This is a genomic window from Lacibacter sp. MH-610 (genome assembly GCF_045780045.1).
Classification (GTDB): Bacteria; Bacteroidota; Bacteroidia; order Chitinophagales; family Chitinophagaceae; genus Lacibacter.
Genome location: NZ_CP116002.1, coordinates 355,902 through 375,164, shown reverse-complemented (window position 1 = coordinate 375,164; position 19,263 = coordinate 355,902). Strand labels below are relative to the sequence as shown.

General features: G+C 41.7%; 19 protein-coding genes. 14 read left to right on the top strand and 5 right to left on the bottom strand.

The annotated features are described in order from the left end of the window. From PDL71_RS01695 to PDL71_RS01675, 5 genes are all read left to right on the top strand, one after another. Positions 1-324: a hypothetical protein gene (locus PDL71_RS01695; protein ID WP_407524511.1), complete on the top strand. Its 324-nt coding sequence runs from the start codon at positions 1-3 to the stop codon at positions 322-324. 250 nt (positions 325-574) lie between these two features. Continuing rightward, positions 575-1,633 carry a tRNA 2-selenouridine(34) synthase MnmH gene (mnmH, locus tag PDL71_RS01690; RefSeq protein WP_407524509.1) on the top strand — a complete coding sequence of 353 codons (1,059 nt, stop codon included), beginning with the start codon at positions 575-577 and terminating at the stop codon, positions 1,631-1,633. Positions 1,634-1,642: 9 nt separating this feature from the next. Next, the gene (locus PDL71_RS01685; RefSeq protein ID WP_407524507.1) at positions 1,643-3,103 is read left to right on the top strand and encodes a hypothetical protein; all 1,461 of its coding nucleotides are present in this window, start codon (positions 1,643-1,645) and stop codon (positions 3,101-3,103) included. A 62-nt stretch (positions 3,104-3,165) separates the two neighbouring features. Continuing rightward, positions 3,166-4,206, top strand: a complete 1,041-nt coding sequence (selD, locus tag PDL71_RS01680; protein WP_407528445.1) for a selenide, water dikinase SelD — start codon at positions 3,166-3,168, stop codon at positions 4,204-4,206. Positions 4,207-4,271: 65 nt separating this feature from the next. Then, a complete protein-coding gene (locus PDL71_RS01675; RefSeq protein WP_407524505.1) occupies positions 4,272-4,604 on the top strand; it encodes a DUF4870 domain-containing protein in 333 nt (110 codons plus the stop codon). Positions 4,605-4,611: 7 nt separating this feature from the next. Here the strand turns inward: PDL71_RS01675 and PDL71_RS01670 are convergent, their stop codons facing one another. From PDL71_RS01670 to PDL71_RS01660, 3 genes are read right to left on the bottom strand one after another with little or no spacing between them, the layout of a single operon-like run. After that, positions 4,612-4,845 carry a 4a-hydroxytetrahydrobiopterin dehydratase gene (locus tag PDL71_RS01670; RefSeq protein WP_407524503.1) on the bottom strand — a complete coding sequence of 78 codons (234 nt, stop codon included), beginning with the start codon at positions 4,843-4,845 and terminating at the stop codon, positions 4,612-4,614. A 17-nt stretch (positions 4,846-4,862) separates the two neighbouring features. Further along, positions 4,863-5,297: an IPExxxVDY family protein gene (locus PDL71_RS01665; RefSeq protein ID WP_407524501.1), complete on the bottom strand. Its 435-nt coding sequence runs from the start codon at positions 5,295-5,297 to the stop codon at positions 4,863-4,865. A 21-nt stretch (positions 5,298-5,318) separates the two neighbouring features. Then, positions 5,319-6,956 (bottom strand): M28 family peptidase, encoded by a 1,638-nt coding sequence (locus tag PDL71_RS01660; protein WP_407524499.1) that lies wholly within the window; start codon positions 6,954-6,956, stop codon positions 5,319-5,321. A gap of 209 nt (positions 6,957-7,165) precedes the next feature. Between PDL71_RS01660 and feoB the strand changes: the two genes are divergently transcribed. Then, complete coding sequence (gene feoB, locus PDL71_RS01655) at positions 7,166-9,283, top strand: ferrous iron transport protein B (RefSeq protein WP_407524497.1); 2,118 nt, start codon at positions 7,166-7,168, stop codon at positions 9,281-9,283. A gap of 1 nt (position 9,284) precedes the next feature. Here feoB and PDL71_RS01650 read toward each other — a convergent pair whose 3' ends face one another. Beyond that, positions 9,285-9,413: a hypothetical protein gene (locus PDL71_RS01650; RefSeq protein ID WP_407524496.1), complete on the bottom strand. Its 129-nt coding sequence runs from the start codon at positions 9,411-9,413 to the stop codon at positions 9,285-9,287. A gap of 469 nt (positions 9,414-9,882) precedes the next feature. Between PDL71_RS01650 and PDL71_RS01645 the strand changes: the two genes are divergently transcribed. From PDL71_RS01645 to PDL71_RS01630, 4 genes are all read left to right on the top strand, one after another. Continuing rightward, positions 9,883-10,281: a PadR family transcriptional regulator gene (locus PDL71_RS01645; protein WP_407524494.1), complete on the top strand. Its 399-nt coding sequence runs from the start codon at positions 9,883-9,885 to the stop codon at positions 10,279-10,281. A gap of 23 nt (positions 10,282-10,304) precedes the next feature. Continuing rightward, positions 10,305-12,476, top strand: coding sequence for a PspC domain-containing protein (locus PDL71_RS01640; protein WP_407524492.1), 2,172 nt, complete (start codon positions 10,305-10,307; stop codon positions 12,474-12,476). Positions 12,477-12,648: 172 nt separating this feature from the next. Next, positions 12,649-13,107: a nuclear transport factor 2 family protein gene (locus tag PDL71_RS01635; protein WP_407524490.1), complete on the top strand. Its 459-nt coding sequence runs from the start codon at positions 12,649-12,651 to the stop codon at positions 13,105-13,107. Between the two features lie 25 nt (positions 13,108-13,132). Continuing rightward, positions 13,133-13,759, top strand: a complete 627-nt coding sequence (locus PDL71_RS01630) for a DUF998 domain-containing protein (protein ID WP_407524488.1) — start codon at positions 13,133-13,135, stop codon at positions 13,757-13,759. A 49-nt stretch (positions 13,760-13,808) separates the two neighbouring features. Here the strand turns inward: PDL71_RS01630 and PDL71_RS01625 are convergent, their stop codons facing one another. Further along, positions 13,809-14,471, bottom strand: coding sequence for a Crp/Fnr family transcriptional regulator (locus PDL71_RS01625; RefSeq protein ID WP_407524486.1), 663 nt, complete (start codon positions 14,469-14,471; stop codon positions 13,809-13,811). A gap of 90 nt (positions 14,472-14,561) precedes the next feature. Here PDL71_RS01625 and gcvT point away from each other — a divergent pair, with 90 nt between their 5' ends. From gcvT to PDL71_RS01605, 4 genes are all read left to right on the top strand, one after another. Then, complete coding sequence (gcvT, locus tag PDL71_RS01620) at positions 14,562-15,647, top strand: glycine cleavage system aminomethyltransferase GcvT (RefSeq protein WP_407524484.1); 1,086 nt, start codon at positions 14,562-14,564, stop codon at positions 15,645-15,647. A 63-nt stretch (positions 15,648-15,710) separates the two neighbouring features. Beyond that, the gene (locus tag PDL71_RS01615; protein ID WP_407524482.1) at positions 15,711-16,187 is read left to right on the top strand and encodes an SRPBCC family protein; all 477 of its coding nucleotides are present in this window, start codon (positions 15,711-15,713) and stop codon (positions 16,185-16,187) included. Positions 16,188-16,238: 51 nt separating this feature from the next. Then, entirely contained in the window at positions 16,239-18,350 is a 2,112-nt protein-coding gene (locus tag PDL71_RS01610; protein ID WP_407524480.1) for a matrixin family metalloprotease, read from the top strand. A 58-nt stretch (positions 18,351-18,408) separates the two neighbouring features. Beyond that, on the top strand, positions 18,409-19,137 hold the full coding sequence (locus PDL71_RS01605; RefSeq protein ID WP_407524478.1) for a 2-phosphosulfolactate phosphatase: 729 nt from the start codon (positions 18,409-18,411) through the stop codon (positions 19,135-19,137). Positions 19,138-19,263 lie beyond the last annotated feature (126 nt).

Sequence of the window (19,263 nt, the reverse complement as noted above, 5' to 3'; positions counted from 1 at the left end):
ATGAAAAAACTTCTTTTCCCTTTTGCGTTTGTTTTATTGATGGCCTGTAATGACAGTGGTGATAAAACAGATAATGAAAAAGTTGAAAGCGAAACCAAAATCGAAATCAAAACTGATTCCGGCGAAGTGAAAATCAATGAAGACGGTATCAGCATTCAGTCGTCTGAAGATGGCAAAGATACTGTGGGTATTAAAATCAACTCAAAAGACGGTATTAAGATTGAAGGCAAAGACGGAAAGGTGGAGCTGAAAACGGATGATGGCGGCAAGATAAAGATTGAAAAGAAAGGAAAAGATGTAAACATCAACATCAAAGAAAACTAAATAACTCCCCTGCTTTTGCGGGGGTTTTTCTTATGCTGCAACTGCTCAATTATATTTTCCGGGGACTGGGAGTGATTTGTTTTTTACTCACCTGCTATCTGTGGTTCTATACCTCCGATCTTCATTTCTTTGTAATTGCCAAAAGGCTTACAATTCTGTTCTTTGCCTTATCACTGTTGCTTTGGTTCATCAGCCTGCTGATGAGTCGCTTTCAAAAAGATGAGGAGGAGTAATTATTTTTATAGCAGCAATGGCAGTTACTAAAATTCATATCGAAGAGTTTTTACAATTGGCACAACAGCATCCCGTGCTGGATGTACGTAGTCCGGGTGAGTACAAACATGCACATATACCCGGCGCAGTTTCGTTTCCTTTATTTACTGATGAAGAAAGAAAAGTTGTAGGCACTGCTTACAAACAAAAAAGCAGGGAAGAGGCGATCAAAATCGGCCTTGATTATTTTGGTGTGAAAATGCGGAAAATGGTGGAGGAAGCGGAAGACATTGTTGGCCGAGTTCCGTTAGCCGATAATCGAAATACGGACAACGTACAGCCGCCAACGAAAACAATTCTTATTCATTGCTGGCGGGGTGGTATGCGTAGTGCAGGGGTGGCCTGGCTGTTGGATTTGTATGGCTTTAAAGTGTACACCTTAATAGGTGGATATAAACTTTTCAGACGGTGGGTGCTGGAACAGTTTGAAAAAAACTATTCTTTTAAAGTAGTAGGCGGGTTTACCGGAAGCGGAAAGAGTTATGTGCTCAAAGCGTTGGAACAAAACGGCCAAACAGTGATTGACCTGGAAACGCTGGCCCATCATAAAGGCTCTGCATTTGGAAACATCGGTATGCCGCCGCAACCCTCACAGGAGCTGTTTGAAAATAAGCTGGCACTGGAATTGCACCGGAAAGCCAATCGTTGCATTTGGGTGGAAGATGAAAGCCAGCGGATCGGGGATGTGAATATCCCTATTGTGCTATGGAAACAATGGCGGCAACAACCGCTTTACTTTTTAGATATTCCTTTTGAAGAAAGACTGAAACACATTACGGAAGAATACGGTAAACTGGAGCGGGAACGATTGGTGAACTCCATCATCCGTATCAAAAAAAGACTGGGCGGACTGGAAACAAAAGAGAGCATCAACGCATTGATAGAAGACCGTGTGGAAGACTGTTTCCGGATCCTTCTCCGCTATTACGACAAATGGTATTTAAAAGGAATGAATAATAGAGAGCAGCTGGAAACGTTATTACAGAAGATACCCTGCGAAAGCGTAACTATATCCAATTATCAGAAACTTCTTTAATTCAAAAAGATGAAAAAACCACTCTTACTTTTAGCCCTGCTCTGCAGCCTGTTTCTTGCTGCCACTGCACAAAAATTTGAAGGAACCTGGAAGGGAACCATGATACAGGACAGCCCTGTAGTGCGTATTGATTTTGAAATGGTGCTGGAGCAGAAAGAAGGAAAGATCAACGGTTATCTGTACCGCCTGTTCATCGTAAACGATTCACTTATTTACAATACGGTTCGTGTAACTGCAAGAGTATCCGGCAATATGTTGATTGTAGAAGATGATGAATCAGTATCCAGAAATTTTGACGAACGTGCCAACCGGAAAATCAAAGCCGCTTATTTTTTTAATCTTAATCCCAAACAACCCGATGCAGATACAATGAGTGGAGAATGGACTACCAGCCGTTTCAGAAACAAATACATGTCCATCAGCGGAAAAGTAAAAGTAAAGAAAGAGCCACTCTACGAAACCACACAGCTTTTTAAACGACTGGAAGAAAAACAGCTGCACCGCTCCATTGCATTTGTACCGGGTTTCAAAGTGGCTGATGTAGCTGTAAATAAACCGAAATCAAATCCTGCTACTGCAACTAAAACTGAAGAACCTGTAAAACAGGAACCAACGATAGCCTCTAAATCACCTGCCGGTGTTATCAGCAAAGAGCCTGAAGTAATTACCAAGCAACCAGCTTCAACTGGAACTGTAAAAAAAGATACAGTACAAACAACTGCTTCTGTACAAAAGCAACCGGAAACCAAGCCGATCAATCAAAATAATACAACCATAACGGCACCTGTGGTGAAAAAAGATTCAGCGCAATCAAACACAGTTGTAAAGAATTCTTCTAAGCCTGTTACCGAACCAAAAAACAATTCATCAGTACCGGTAGCGGCACCACCCAAACAACAACCGACTGTTGCTGCCAACAATCAGCCGAAACCTGCACCACAGAACAATGCACAACCGGTTACCGTTCAAAAACCTGTTCAGCAGCCGCCTATAGTTCAACAACCTGTTGTAACAAAAGCACCAGAAAAAACAGAGGTAGCTATATCAAAACCCAATGAAGCTGTAACAAGAGATTCCACTGCGGCCATTCAAAAACCCGGTGCGCCTCCAGTTATCAATAACCCGGCTATCACCAAGAGAGAAACAGAAGTAATTCAAACATTAAGTGTATTTGAAGACAGCGTTACGCTGGCTTTGTATGATAATGGTGAAATTGATGGTGACACCGTGAGTGTATTTCTCAACAATGAAAAAATCATTAACAATATTGGTTTAAAAGCAAGCGCTTACAAACACACTGTCTATTTCAAAAAAGGAGAAATCGTTCAGTTAACATTGTTTGCTGAAAATCTTGGATCTATTCCGCCAAACTCAGGATTGCTGGTAGTGTACAGCGGTGATCAACGTTACCAGGTGTTCTTTACATCCACACTTAATAAAAGTGCGGTTGTACTATTAAAAAGAGAATAAAGCTTACCGATAAACCCTCAACTTTGTAAAACAAAACCAAATGGTTTTGTTTTTTTATGAATATGCAAACTGAAAAGATTAACCTCACTCAATATTCACATGGTGCCGGTTGTGGTTGTAAAATTGCACCTGCCGTGCTGGAAGAAATTTTAAAAACAAATGAAACGGCAGCACACTTTCCTTCCTTGCTGGTAGGCAATGACAGTAAAGATGATGCTGCAGTGTATGATTTGGGAAACGGCAGCTCTTTGATTTCAACCACGGATTTTTTTATGCCAATTGTTGATGATGCTTTTGATTTTGGCAGAATTGCTGCTGCTAATTCCATCAGCGATGTATATGCGATGGGCGGCACTCCGTTGATGGCCATTGCTATTCTCGGCTGGCCGGTGGAAACATTACCTGCTTCTTTGGCCCAACAGGTATTAGATGGTGCAAGAGCTGTTTGCAAAGAAGCCAATATTCCATTGGCAGGCGGGCACAGCATTGACAGTAAAGAACCTTTTTTCGGACTGGCGGTAAACGGTCTTGTCAACAATCAGCAGTTAAAACAAAATAATACTGCCAGGGAGGGTGATATTTTACTGATCACCAAACCCATCGGCGTAGGAATTCTTTCAACTGCACAAAAGAGAAAAGTGTTGCAACCGGAACACGACGGCATTGCTGTGAAATGGATGACACAATTAAATAAAGCAGGCGCCCTGCTTTCATCTTTACCCGGTGTACACGCCATGACTGATGTTACAGGGTTTGGACTTTTAGGGCATTTAATTGAAATGGCTGAAGGAAGTGGTTTGAGTGCCGAACTGAACTATGCTACTATTCCGGTGATTGAAGAAGCAAAAACCTACCTGGCCCAACGTATTGTACCCGATGCCACCTACCGTAACTGGAATAGCTACAGTACCAAAGTTGGTTTTGAAACCGGTGTAAATGTGATGGAAGCTTTTAACCTGCTGCCTGATCCGCAAACCAATGGCGGATTACTTATTGCAGCAACAGAAGATGCCGTTGAAGAAATTCAAAAAATAAACGGAGATGCAGTGATCATTGGTAAGTTCATACCCGCAGGAGAAAAACTTATAAAGATTCTTGCCTGACTATTGTAATTGCATTTGGCCTTCACTACCTTGATGTTGATTCTTTACTTTAAAAACTTCATCGTATGGACGCCAAAACTATTTCCTGGGTTTCTTACATCACCATTATCGGATGGATCATTGCTTTTGTGCAATATGGAAACACGAATCCTAAAAGCTCACTCGCCACTTTTCATTTAAGACAAAGCTTTGGAATAATCGTAACTGGCTTTGCATTGTATGTTGGTTTAGCTGTACTGGGTATCGCTGTTCCGTTTATGTTTCGGATTTTTTCCCTTGTATGGATTGTAATGTTAGTATTATGGATCCTGGGATTAATAGCAGCACTTAATGGAGAAGAAAAACCGGTTCCTGTACTTGGGCCGATGTACCAGCAATGGTTTCAGTTTATTAAATAAGCAGATCTTACTTCAATAATTGATCAATGGCACGGGCCAGTTGCCGGTCTTTTTCTGTAACAATGTTTCCGGCATCATGAGTGCTCAGCCATATTTCCACCTTGTTCCAAACGTTGGACCATAATGGATGGTGATTGGCTTTCTCTGCTTCAATTGCCACTCTTGTCATAAAAGCAAAGGCTTCAGAAAAATTATTGAATTCAAATTTACGGTAAAGCTGATTGTTGGTTTCGGTCCACATAAATATTGAAATTGATATTATAAAATCAAATGCTGCTTATTCTTGATTTTTTCATTGGTAAGTTCCACCACCAGTTGCACATGATGAATACTCAGCAAACCCTTATGCAGTTCCGTTGCTTCTGTGGTTGTTAATGCTTCGCCTTTTGTTAGCCATAAATAATCCAGGTGTTTGAACTCCGGTAACAGATATTCACCATCGCAATGATTTTTGTAGAGATAATAAGTAATGGTGCGTAGCGACTCTTTAAATTCATATACTTTAAAAAAATAGGTGCGGCTCTTTTTGTTGAGTTGAATTTCAAGATCATCGTTAATGCGGAAATCAAAACCAAGGCCCTGATTGATCTGCCATACAAAAAGATGGCTCTCAACCGGCGCCATTATGCCCAGCAGATGCGTGTCTTCAAAAAACTCATCTACCAGTAATTCATTATCAACTTTAAGCTTCATGAACGTGTTGCGGTATGTTTCTTAAAAAACAATATCAAACAGCAGCTCTTCATTGCCCCGTTTCACTTTCACTTTGGTAGCATCGCCTTTTTTAAATTTACTGAGCGCCTGCATATAACTTTCTACAGAGCTGATGGCAAAATCACCAAGTTGTACAATCACATCACCCGCTTTGATGCCTGCTTTCTGTGCTGCTTTTCCATCACTTACACCATCTGCTTTAACGCCGCCGCCACTGAATGTATAATCAGGCATAATACCCATGCTTACGGTAAAGCGGGCAGAAGTGGTGGTTTGTTGTTCTCTTGTTTTTGTAAACACTAATTTGTTTTCGGTTTCCGTACGACTTACCAAACGATTTATATAATTCACAATCTGCAGTTGACCGTTGTAGTTGATTTTATCAAAGTCATCAGATGGTTTGTGATAATCTGTGTGCAGTCCGGTAAAGAAAAACAAAACAGGAATGTCTTTACGATAAAAGGAAGTATGATCGCTGGGTCCGGTTCCGCTGCTGTCAACCTTTACAGCAAAGGGCATTTTCTTTTCACCGTTCAGGAGTTTACCCCAGCTTGGTGAGGTACCTACGCCACCAATGGTAATGGTTTTGGAAGAATCGCTGAAGCGGCCCACCATATCCATATTGATCATGTAATTAACAGCGCTGAGTGAAACCGTTGGATGATCAACGTAATATTTAGAACCATACAAACCCAGTTCTTCTCCGCTAAAGGCAACAAAGAGATAATTACTTTTCTTACTGCCGTTTTTCAAAAGACGTGCTAACTCCATTAATGCAGCGGTGCCACTGGCATTATCATCAGCACCATTATGGATAGCGGTGCCTCCTGTATGACGGGAGTTATTATCTTCTCCATAACCCAAATGATCAAAGTGAGCACCCAGCACAATAGTCATAGGTGCATTGTTGTTGATATAACCTACCACATTATGTCCTTTGCGTAATTTATCACCCTGCTCCGCTTTTAATTTAATATCCCATGTGTGAGAAATATCTTTCAACAGTTTGGCAGTTATACTTTTGGTGAGATACAAAACCGGAATGGCAGAAACTGCTGATCTATCCTTGCTGTCGTACTTCAGATTGTCTGCTATGGAACCACTGTTATATAGCAACAACGCCGAGGCGCCTTTACTTACAGCAGCTTTTTCTTTTTCACGCAAAGCATTGGAAAGATCAAAATGCGGATTGTTTTGATTTTGCTCCAGCAATTCTTTCAGATCATAAAACCAGGGGCCTCCATTTTCTGCAAGACTGGGTGAAGCAATCGCTTCCACACTTCCGTTGCCGCTCCATGCTAATGGAAAGAAATCTTTTTCCACCTTAAAATGTTCACCATCCATAATCAGGAATGTGGTAGAAAGAATCTGTTTGCCTTCGTTTACTTCAAAGGGTTGTAAATAACCGCTGGTTCCTTTGGCTTCCAGTCCGTATTTCTCAAATTGGCTGCTGATGTATTGATAGGCTAATTCTTCTCCTTTGGTGCCGGTGCGTCTACCTTCGAGCTTATCATCAGCCAAAAACATAACATGAGCTTTTAAGTTGGCAAGTGTTACCTTATCTGCTTTGTTTAATTTTTGTGCAGAGGTTGAAAAAGATACAAGTACAAGCAAAAAGAAAGATAGAAAACGTTTCATGGTAATTTGTTGGTTAAACAGAATAAGCAAAGGTAGCGGCTGCTTCTTTTCTCTCCCTCTTTATCAATGAATTTGTCAAATTTTTTACGAAGCCCTATGTTATAGTTACAAAAAGCATTCCCTTGTTGAAATTCAAGGGTTAAAACAGGCCTGTTCTTTTTCCATCTTCGTAAATGGCAAACAAGCTTTGCCGTTACCTTTGCACACGCATGAGCAAAACCATCCAGATAGCATTGGCCGGTAACCCTAACAGTGGAAAATCTTCCCTGTTCAATTCTTTAACGGGATTGAACCAGAAAGTGGGCAATTTTCCAGGTGTTACAGTGGATAAACACTCCGGCACTGTGCTTTTGAATGAAACGGTGAAAGCTGAACTGATTGATTTGCCCGGCTCTTACAGTTTATATCCCCGCCGCAGCGATGAGTGGGTGGCTTATAAAGTGCTCATGAACCAGGATGCTTCCATTAAGCCCGATGTGGTAGTGGTGGCAACAGATGCCAGCAACCTGAAACGGAATCTATTATTTGTATCACAGCTCATTGATTTAAAAAAACCCGTGGTGGTAGCGCTTACCATGATGGACCTGGCCCGCCGGAAAGAAATGAAGATTGATGTGCTGCAGTTAGAGCGGGAGCTGGGCGTTCCTGTTGTTCCGGTAAATGCAAGGAAAAACAAAGGGTTTGATTTGCTGAAAAAACGCATTTACGAAGCCGCTACACAAACCTGGAAACCGCCGGCCTATGATTTTATTGAAAACAAAGAACTGGCGCCTGAAGCAATCACTAAGGTGAAAGAATTGATACCGGGTCTTAGTGATTACAGCGCCCTGCACCATCTCATCAATCATGAAAATTTTGTTTTGCCTGATGCGCTGCAGGTGCAGATAGAAGCTGCTGAAACAGATAATAAGTTTCAACCCACAGCCGTGCAGGGTACTGAAATTGTACAACGGTATCAGCGCATTCGCCAGGTAATGCAAAACACGGTGATTGAAAAAACGCAGCGTGAAAAACAACTGTATGCTGAGCAGTTAGATAAATTACTCCTGCATAAAGTTTGGGGCTATGCCATTTTGCTTACAGTATTGTTCCTGCTGTTTCAAAGCGTATTCTGGATTGCACAATACCCCATGGATATGATTGAAACCGGCTTTGCCAAACTGCAAACCTGGTTGACCGCTTTTTTAAATGAAGGCTGGTGGAGCGATTTATTGATTAATGGAGTGGTAGCCGGCCTCAGCGGCATCCTGGTGTTTGTACCGCAGATTATGATTTTGTTCGGATTAATTACCGTTCTTGAAGAAACAGGTTATATGGCCCGCATCAGTTTTCTTACCGATAAGTTGATGCGTAAAGTGGGGCTCAATGGTAAGAGTGTAATGCCTATGATCAGCGGGTTTGCCTGTGCCGTACCAGCCATTATGAGTGTGCGTAATATTGAAAACCGTAAAGAGCGTTTGCTCACTATACTCGTAACACCACTTATGAGTTGCAGTGCCAGGCTACCGGTGTATACTATCTTAATTGCCTTGGTTATTCCCAATACGTTTTACTTAGGTTTTTTGAGCCTGCAGGGTTTGGTGATGATGGGGCTCTATATTTTCGGATTGGTGATTGCATTGATAGTGGCATGGATAGCCAAGCGACTCATAAACATTAAAGACAAAAGTTTTTTCATTTTAGAATTACCTATTTACAGAAGCCCCCGCTGGAAAAATGTTTTGTACACCATGATTGAAAAAGCCAAAGTGTTTGTGTTTGATGCAGGTAAAATCATCATGGTGATTTCGCTCTTGTTATGGGTATTAAGCTCCTATGGCCCGGAAAATGTAATGAGTGAAACCACTGCTACATATGAAACGCTCATTCAGCAAAACCCCAACAGCGCTGCAGCACTTGAAAAAGAAAAACAGGCAGCCTTGCTGCAAAACTCTTATGCCGGCATCATGGGTAAAGCCATTGAGCCAGTGATTGAACCACTGGGTTATGATTGGAAGATTGGTATTGCACTCATTACCTCCTTTGCGGCACGTGAAGTATTTGTAGGAACGATGGCTACTTTGTATTCAGTAGAAGGTGGAGAAGAAGATGAACAAACGCTGCGTAATAAAATGAATGCAGCAGTGAAAGCTGATGGTACAAAGGTTTATTCCTTAGCTACAGGTGTGAGCCTGATGATTTTTTATTTGCTGGCTATGCAATGTATGAGCACTCTTGCTGTTGTAAAAAGAGAAACACAAAGCTGGAAATGGCCCATCATTCAATTGCTGTACATGACAGGGCTTGCCTATGTGTTGAGTATGACGGCGTATTGGCTGTTGCAATAAATCACAACATCGTTTTATCATACATCTTATTGAAATCAGCACCCGGTACATTCATCCATTTATCAATGAGTTTATTAGCCAGCAATACCAGGGCTGTGAGTGATCCTATCAGCGCTATCAATTTCCACATAGTTATGAGTGTTTACAAATGCAAAGTTCAGCATTGGTCATTTATGGTCAATGACTGCCGTTTGATGATTGTATGAATTTTATTGGCGACCCCGCTGGTTCAAAAACCATGTAAAGGGACCTTTTCCAGGCTTCAGGAACAACAGAAACCAGACCGTTTCTTCAAAAAGGAAAGCTAAAACACCTTGTTTTCCGGCCATCAGAAAAAAATTTTTAAAATATTTTTGACTGCAGAAATTGTTTCAAGTCGCTGAAAAATAGCTACTTAAGCAAATAGTAAGCTATCTTCTTCTGCCAACTACTAAAAAAAAGATGGTACTATGTGTTGCATAGTACCAAATATTGTCTTATGTTTGTTTTGTCAATGATTAAAGTGGTGAAAGAGGGTACTGAACGAAGCGCAAGTTGAGCCGTCCTCCCGTCCTGATAGCTACAGGGCCACCACATCAAAAAAACAAAACTCAGAGGTTATGAATATCGAGAACACACAAAGCCAGATGCGAAAGGGAGTGCTGGAGTTTTGCATTCTCTCCGTTATACAACGGGGCGAAGTTTACCCAAGTGATATCATCGAGGAGATGAAGAAAGCCAATCTCACCCTCCTTGAAGGTACCCTTTATCCGCTCTTAACTCGCCTGAAAAATGCCGATCTGCTCACCTACCGCTGGGTAGAAAGCAGCAGCGGACCTCCCCGCAAATATTTTTCACTCACAGAGAAAGGGGCTGCCTTTTACAAAGAACTCCAGGCTACCTGGAACGAGATGGTGAACTCCGTGAATGCGGTAACGCAGAAAAACGGTGTAACCAACAAAGCAGTAGAAGGTGAAACCATAACTGTTCATCCTTCCTCCGGTGAAAATCCACTTTAACCACCACTCTAAATTTTTTAAAGATGAAAAAGGTAATTAATATAAACTTCAAAGGACGGGTGATTCCTATAGAGGAAACTGCTTTTGAACAATTACAGCGCTACATTGAAAGTTTACGCCGCTACTTTGCCAAAGAGGAAGGAAGAGACGAAATCATCAATGATATTGAAGACCGTATTGCCGAGTTGTTTGAAGAGGATCTGAAAAAAGGTTCTGCCTGTATTACAGATGATACCGTAAACACCATCCTTAACAGCATGGGCCGTGTAGAAGATTTTGAACAGATGGACAGCGAACCATCGCTTTCTTCTGCTGCCGGTGCTGGCGCTAACAGTGGCTCTACATTTACAGCAACGGAAGAACCCCGTGGCAGCATCAGCCGCAATGCCAATGATAAAATTATTGGTGGTGTGTGCAGTGGTATCGCTCATTATCTCAAAATTGATCCTACCGTTGTTCGTGTGTTGTTTGCACTCGTTTCGTTCGGCGGGTTTGGTGCAGGTGTATTGATCTACATCATTCTGTGGGCGGTATTACCACAACGTGAACTGGTGTCCAACATCAAAAAACGTCTCTTCCGTGATCCGGATGAGAAAGTGGTGGCCGGTGTTGCCAGCGGCTTGGCCAATTATTTCAACATCGCTGTATGGATTCCCCGTTTAATTTTTGTGCTGCCCTTAGCACTGGGCTTTATCCCGAACATATTTGATTTTTCACCCGCACCGTTCTTCTTTACAAGTGGTATTGGAGGTACACTGTTCCTTACTTATGTGGTATTATGGATTGTGTTGCCCAAGGCCACAACCGCTGCAGATAAGCTGCAGATGAGAGGCGAAAAAATTGATGTGGGCAGCATCAGCAAAGCCGTAAAAGAAGATTTGAAAAAAATGGGCGATGATGTGAAAACAGGTGCACAACGTGTAAGTGAACAAATGAAATCAGGTGCCGCTGTTGTAGGCGAAGAAGTGAAAGAGCGTGCACAGGCATTTGCAAGTGAAGCCCGCCCTGTAGCACAAAGCACCGCCAGTGGTATTGGTAATGCCATCGGTATTTTGTTCAAAGCATTCTTTTTGTTCATTGCCGGTTGTATTGCGTTTGCACTACTTATGGGATTGTTCGGAATTACTGTAGCGGGTATTGTAGCCTGGCCATTGAAAGACTTTTTCTTTGAAGGCGGTTATCAAAACTTTGCGGTGTGGGGTACTTTATTCTTCTTCCTGTTAGTACCGGCCGTTGCTTTCTTTACATGGATCATCCGCAAAATTTTCAGCATCAAATCGAAAAACAGCTACTTAGGTTATGTGTTTGGTGGATTGTGGATTGTAGGTTGGGTTTGTGTGATTATGCTCATCAGCAGTATCAGCAAAAACTTCCGCAACCGTACTGAGGTTACAGAAACTGTTTCTATAACACAACCGGTAAAAGGTAAAATGACAGTAACCGTAACTGAACCTGAAGTAAACTACAGCGGACATTACTGGTGGCTGCATGATGATAACGATGCCAGCGGATGGGATATTAATGATGATAGTTTGAAGCTGAGCACCGTTCGTTTGCAGATTGAACAAAGCACAGATTCCTTTTTTAGTGTTCAAATGGTGCGCCGCAGTTATGGCCAAAGCAAATCAAATGCAAAGGCAAAAGCTGAAAAAATAGATTACCATGTAAGCTATAAAGACAGTGTGCTGGATCTTGGCAGCTATATGGCCATTGCAAAAACCGATAAGTTCCGTGGACAGCATGTAACCGTAGTAGTGAAGGTTCCTGTAGGAAATCAAATACGCTTTGATCGTTCCATTGAACGTAAACTCAACCCCGTAAACTATCGCTTTACACACAAAAACCGCTGGAACCGTTTTGATGAAGACTGGGATGTAGATGTGTACACCGATTTTGATTACAGTCCTGATGTGGATTATGTGATGACGGCTGATGGCTTACGTCGTACAGATGGTAAAGACAATGAAAAATACAAGTATAACAACCGTGATGCACAGGATGAGCTGCAGGAAATTGAACGCCGCAAAGAAGAACTGAAAGAGCGTGAGCAGGAAATCAAAAAAGAAATTGATACTAACCGCTACCGCTATCAACCCGGCAAGCCTGCTGCAGACACCGCTAAAACCAAGGCCATTGCTAACCATACAGATAACAATACGATCTTATTTCAGCCCATTACAGTGAGTGCATTGTAACCATTACAACCTTATCATCGTCAAAACAAAACCTCATCATCACCAATGCACTCATTTAAACATAGTGGTTAAAGTTGGAACAGCCAACGGCCCCAATGCTTCGGAACAAAGCGGCGGGGCTTTTTTCTCCCCTTTCGGCAGACCAGTATGGTGCTTTCTTAAAATCAATTACATGAAAAAAATTACAATCATTTCTATGCTGCTTTTAGCTTCGGCTATGTTGCGGGCTCAAACACAAAAGCACACAGACCGGGAATTGTACAACACCATCCTTACACAGGACAGTCTGTGGTTTGATGCCTTCAATAAAAAAGACCTGAAAGCTTTTTCGATGTTTATGGATTCTTCTTTGGAGTTTTATCACGACAAAACCGGTTTGTCTGATTTCAAATACAATATCAACGCTTTTACCAACATCCTAAAAAATGTACCGGACCTTACAAGAACGTTGATTAAAGAAAGCATGGAAGTATACCCCGTGCCTAACTATGGTGCAGTGCAAATAGCCCAACATCGTTTCTGCCACATGGAAAACGGAAAGATGGATTGCGGCGTTTTTAAATTCATTCATGTATGGAAAAAAACAGCAACAGGCTGGAAGGTGACGAGAATAATCAGCGTGGATCATTAATTCTACTTTCATAAAATAAGAAGGCATGCGCAGACTTACGGTTTCTGTAATTGGTTTATTGGGTATAGCACTATTTGTTGTTGCCGCAGTGTTCGGTGCATTACTTATTCCCGGGTACAGCCAGTTATCACAATACCTGAGTGAATCATATGCTATAGATACAAAGTATGGCATTTATCTCCGGTTACTGGGTTATATACCATCCGGGTTTTTGATATTTTTGTTTTGCTTTCTTGCAATAAAGCATCTCCCAAAAAGCAGAGCAGCATCAATTGCTTTAAAAGGCATTGGTTTGTTTTATGGCGGCGGTACTTTGCTCACCGGCATTTTTCCCTGCGATGCGGGATGTAATAAAAAAATGGTTGATCCAAGTATTGCCCAATTGATTCATAGTCTTTCAGGATTGGTAACGTATCTAACCGTTCCTTTCCTGTTGCTGCTGTTGGGAATTAGTGCTTTTAAATGGAAAGAGCCAAAAGGGGTGGGCTCAATTATAACATTGTGCGGCTTGCTGGCAATTGTGTTTTCGTTTTTATTTTTTACACAATTAGATAGTGCCTACGGTGGATTGTATCAGCGGATTCTTGAAGGAAGTGTTTTAGCTTCTTTGCTGATAACTGCACTGTTTATAAAAAGAAGCTCCTTTTATTGAAACTGATTTTTTTGAACAAATAAACGAACCTTGAAAAATCAATCAGGAATCATCCGTTTCCGGTAAAATTAAGAAGGGCATCTACCGGGCAGCTTTCTTTTTTGCAGCAACCGTCTGCGCCGAGGTACACTTTTCCTCTTGAAATGCTTACCTCCCTGTTTGCTTCCAAACGACGCATTACCCGTATCACCGTTTCCACACGTAATGATGTCATCTCTGCTATTTGTTTTCTTGTCAATAGTATTTTATGACAAACATTGCACTTGTGGTTACCTGTATGATTAAAATATTCAAGAACGGATCGTATAATTTTATCAGGATTATGCCGGGCAAGACTTTTTAACATATGAAATTTAAACCGCAACCTCTGTGTCAGCAATTTTGAAAATTGAAAATGAATCTGCGGTTGCTCTTGTAACAATTTCAGAAAAGTAGTCTTCTCCAAAAACAATACCGTTACTTCATTATTAGCAATTGCGGTAGCAGCGTAGGGTTCATCATCAAATAAAGGCAACTCACCAATGCATTCACCTGCATTAACAAGTCCCTGCAGGTATTCGCTGCCATCATCGTCCACATTTGTCCAGCGTAATTGCCCGCTCACTACCTGGTAATAAAAATGACAATGTGTTTGTTCTTTAAAAAGGATTTCGCCGGGCAACAGCTTTCGGTAAGCAGCACCCCAGGCAAGCAAAACATTTGTATCAATCATACGATTTAGCTTTTCCGGAACAGATACAAGTTAATTTATTTTTAATTCACCCCTTGCGCCTACTTTTGCAACTCTAAACGATTGATTAAAATGAAGCAAACTCCCTTTACACACAAACACATTGCTCTTGGGGCCAAAATGGCCGAATTTGCAGGTTACAATATGCCCATTTCTTATAGCGGAATCAATGATGAACATGCTGCTGTTCGTAATAACTGTGGCGTGTTTGATGTGAGCCATATGGGAGAATTTATTTTGAAAGGAGAAGGAGCGCTGGATTTAATACAACGTGTAACTACCAATGATGCATCCAAGCTCACGAACGGAAAAGCTCAATACAGTTGTTTGCCAAATAACAACGGCGGCATTGTTGATGATTTATTAGTGTACTGTGTAGAAGAAAATAAGGTGTATATGCTGGTGGTTAACGCCAGTAATATTGAAAAAGACTGGAACTGGATTCAACAGCATAACACAGGTAATGTAGAAATGCACAACATCAGCGATAAAACCTGCTTGCTGGCTGTACAGGGACCCAACGCTACCAAAATTCTGCAGCCATTAACAGAGATGGATATTCTCAATCTTAAGTATTACACCTTTGCAAAAGGTGTATTTGCAGGAGTTGAAAATGTTTTAGTAAGCGCTACCGGTTATACGGGCGCCGGTGGTGTAGAAATTTATTTTGAAGACAAAGATGGTGCAGCAGATAAAATCTGGGATGCCATTTTTGAAGCAGGAAAAGCAAGCGGTATTAAGCCGGTTGGCCTGGGTGCACGGGATACGCTGCGTTTGGAAAAAGCATTTTGCCTGTACGGGAATGATATTGATGATACGACCAATCCTTTAGAAGCGGGGTTGGGATGGATTACAAAGTTTACCAAAGAGTTTACAGCAAGACCCATCATTGAAAAAGTAAAAGCCGATGGTGCGCAACGTAAGCTCATTGGCTTTGAAATGGTTGACCGTGGTATTCCCCGTCATGAGTATAAAATCAAAGATGCAGCAGGTAATGAAATCGGAAAAGTTACCAGCGGCACACAATCTCCTTCATTGCAAAAAGCCATTGGTCTTGGATATGTAGCAGTTGAGCACAGTGCTTTTGACTCGGAGATTTACGTAGAGGTGCGGGATAAATTACTCAAGGCAAAGGTGGTGAAGGTTCCTTTTCTGTAAACGATTATTTGAGCACGTTGTTTGCTGTAGTAGGTTCCGATACTCATTCAACCGCTTTAATATATGCCCACCATTCATATTACAACATTTATTGCTGCTCCACCGGAAGTGGTGTTTGATTTAAGCCGTCATATCGGTCTGCATAAAATTTCACAACAACAGCATAAAGAAGAAGCTGTGAGCGGTATCACCAACGGCTTAATACAAAAGGGAGAATCTGTTACCTGGAAAGCAAAGCATTTATTTAAAACCCGCTTTCTCAAAATCAGGATAACAGAAATGAAACCCTTCTCTTTTTTTGAAGATGTAATGGAAGAAGGGGATTTTAAATTATTTCAGCATCAGCACTATTTCAAACCGGTACAAAACGGAACCATTGTTATTGATACTTTACAGTTTGAATCGCCTTACGGCATCTTCGGTCGTTTATTTAACCGGGTTTATCTTACCAATTACATGAAGCAACTGCTGGTGCATCGTAACAGGACCATTAAAGAATATGCCGAAACAAAAAAATGGGAAGCGCTTCTGAATAACTAAATTTTCCTCCTCCGAAAAGCCGCTCTATCTTAGAATACTCAATCAAAACAAATGAAACATCTTACGGCCTTCTTTCTTTCACTGCTTTTATTAACAGGTATTAAAACAACATTGTTTGCACAGTGTATGGTCTATCCCGTTCCGCTGGAACAAAGGGTTAATGTTGCTGCAGTTATAACACTTGGTGAGGTGGTTTCGAAAGATTGTTTTACGCAAAAAGAAAACGGGCTTATCTACACCCGCAATACAGTTGTGATAAAAGCCTGGCTTAAAGGAAGGCTTGCAGAAACAAAACTGGCCGTGCTTACACTCGGCGGTGTTGACGGAGACCGGGCCATGATTGCACACCCGGCCTTGCAGTTAGAAACAGGAAGTGAATATGTTTTTATGCTGGCGGCTGAGAGTGAAACAAAAGCAATAAGTAAAAGTATTCCGCAGAATAGTTTGCCTGTATTTGAAACATATGCGGATGTGCAGGGAGCCCTTTTACAAAACAACCTCGTATATGATGATGTTGTGAATAAAAGAAGTTTCAACGAAGAGGAGCTGTTTGCTACCATTGAAAAGCTAACCGGTGCCCCTGCCCTTACAACAGATGGTTCTTTATTTGTTGCACGCAAACAAATGTTTAAAGCAGAAGCTATCAATACTGTTTCCGGTTTTTCTCCTTCGCCCACCAATGCCGGAACCATTGTACCCGGAGATTTTTTAACGATTACAGGAAACAATTTTGAAGCAGCAAGAGGCGCCGGTTTTGTAGCATTCAGAAATGCTGATAACGGCGGATCAAATTACATTATACCCGCAGTTGCTTCAGATTATGTTTCGTGGAGCGCTACTTCCATCACCGTAAAAGTTCCGCCAAATGCCGGTACCGGTGATTTTTTTGTAAGAACCAATGGCGGAATAGATTTTCTTTCTCCTTCCAATCTTACAATTAACTATGCACACACAAGCATTGACAATACATTTCTGAACTTCGCCACCAGCACCAGGCAACGTTACTACCTGCGGAACTTAAACGGGCAGGGTGGTTATTCACTCACCTTTAATACTACATTCAACAGTAATGCGGCTGCAAAAAGTTCTTTTAACCGTGCTTTAGTAACCTGGCGCTGTAATACCGGTTTTAATATCAATACATCTTCAACAGCTTCTGCTGTGGCTACGGCTGCAAACGATAATATCAATATTGTTTCTTTTGATTCCGGTTTGCCTGTGGGTGTGTTAGCAAGAGCCACTTCTTATTTTTCAGGATCGGGAATTGGTGGTGTTTGCGATCAGGCCAATACCGTTTTGTGGTTAGAAGAAATTGATATAGTGTTTAACGAACCTCCCGCTGCCGGTTTCACATGGGAATACGGTCCTGCTGCGCCTTCAGGCTCTGAATTTGATTTTGAATCTGTTGCATTGCATGAAGTAGGACACTTACATGGATTGGGACATATTATTGCGCCGGGTCTTGTAATGCACTATGCCATATCTAACGGAGCTTCTGTTCGTACACTGGCAGCAAGAGATATTGCAGCGGGCAATGCGAAAATGGGCTATTCAACCGCTGCCACCTGTTTCAATCCCGCCGGCGCAGGAACACCGATGACGGCTGTACCGGGCGGCTCCTGTACTACTTTACCCGTAACACTGACCTTGTTTTCCGGCAAGCGTATCAGCAATACAGTCAATCTTCTTACCTGGGAAACAGAACAGGAGTTGAACAATGATGGCTTTACCGTAGAGCGTAGCGACGATAGCCGGATTTTTTCACCACTGAAATTTATTAAAGGCAAAGGAAGCTCTGCTGAAAAAACTTCTTATTCCTTTAACGATAACGGGGCCGGTCCTTTCAAGCGTTATTACAGGCTGGCACAAAAAGATTATGACGGAAAGGTCACGTATTCTTCTGTTGTAACCATTAACGGAGATGCTACACCAAAATGGAAGATATGGCTCAGCGCTTCAACTTTGTTTTTGTACAACAGCATTGCACTGGAACAACCGGCAACGCTGGAACTCTTTAACAGCAGCGGGCAGCTTGTTTTCTCAAAGCAAATCACTTCCTCTTCTGTATCGTTCCCTGTTCAATTAACTTCGAACGCTGTTTATACGTACCGCCTGGTTACTAAAAAAGAAATCATCAGCGGTAAGCTTACCAATCTATATTAACAATGCACTTTTGCATGGGTTGCCGGTGTTTTACGCCGGCAACCTTATTTTTGCAGCTATGTCATCACAAAAACCTACACTGTTTACCTGTTTATCTCCCGCTTTACTTCATTTATATGATTTGAAAGGAGCTGTTGTTGTTATTATTGATGTGTTTCGTGCTACATCAACCATAGCATATGCATTGAATAACGGGGCGAAGTGTGTGATTCCGGTTGACAGTGTTCCCAAAGCGGTAGCGCTCAGTAAAAATGTAAACGGCATTGCTGCCGGTGAGCGTGATGGAAAAATTGCAGAAGGATTGGAACATGGCAATTCACCGTTGGAATATCATCCGGAGTTTATAAAAGACCGTACGCTGGTTCTTACTACAACCAATGGTACAAGATTACTGCAAATGGCATTAGATAACCAGGCCGAAACCATTATTACGGGCTCATTTCCCAATCTTGGTGCGGTGTGTGATTTTTTAATCAAAGAAAATAAAAACGTAGTGCTGGGTTGTGCCGGATGGAAAGACCGTTACAACCTGGAAGACACCTTGTTTGCCGGTGCGGTTATAAATCGCATCAAAGAATATTTTACCATTCATTGCGACAGTTCATTAACGGCCGAAAACATGTATTTGCAACAGCAAGATGATTTAATTGGTTTTGCACCCAAGCTTACACATTATCACCGCCTGGTGGAGCGATTTGGTTTGATTGAAGACATCCGTTTTTGCTTAACTGAAAATGCAGCAAATGTGCTGCCGTTGTACAAAGAAGGTTTGCTGATACGGGGATAAAAAATCTCTAAAGATAAGGCAGTTTCTGTGAATTAATTCCTCCCGCCTTTTGTTTTTAATTCTTTGCATTTTCCAATGGAAATATGAAGGAAATGCTTTTACATTTGCCGATTGCCCCTGATTCAA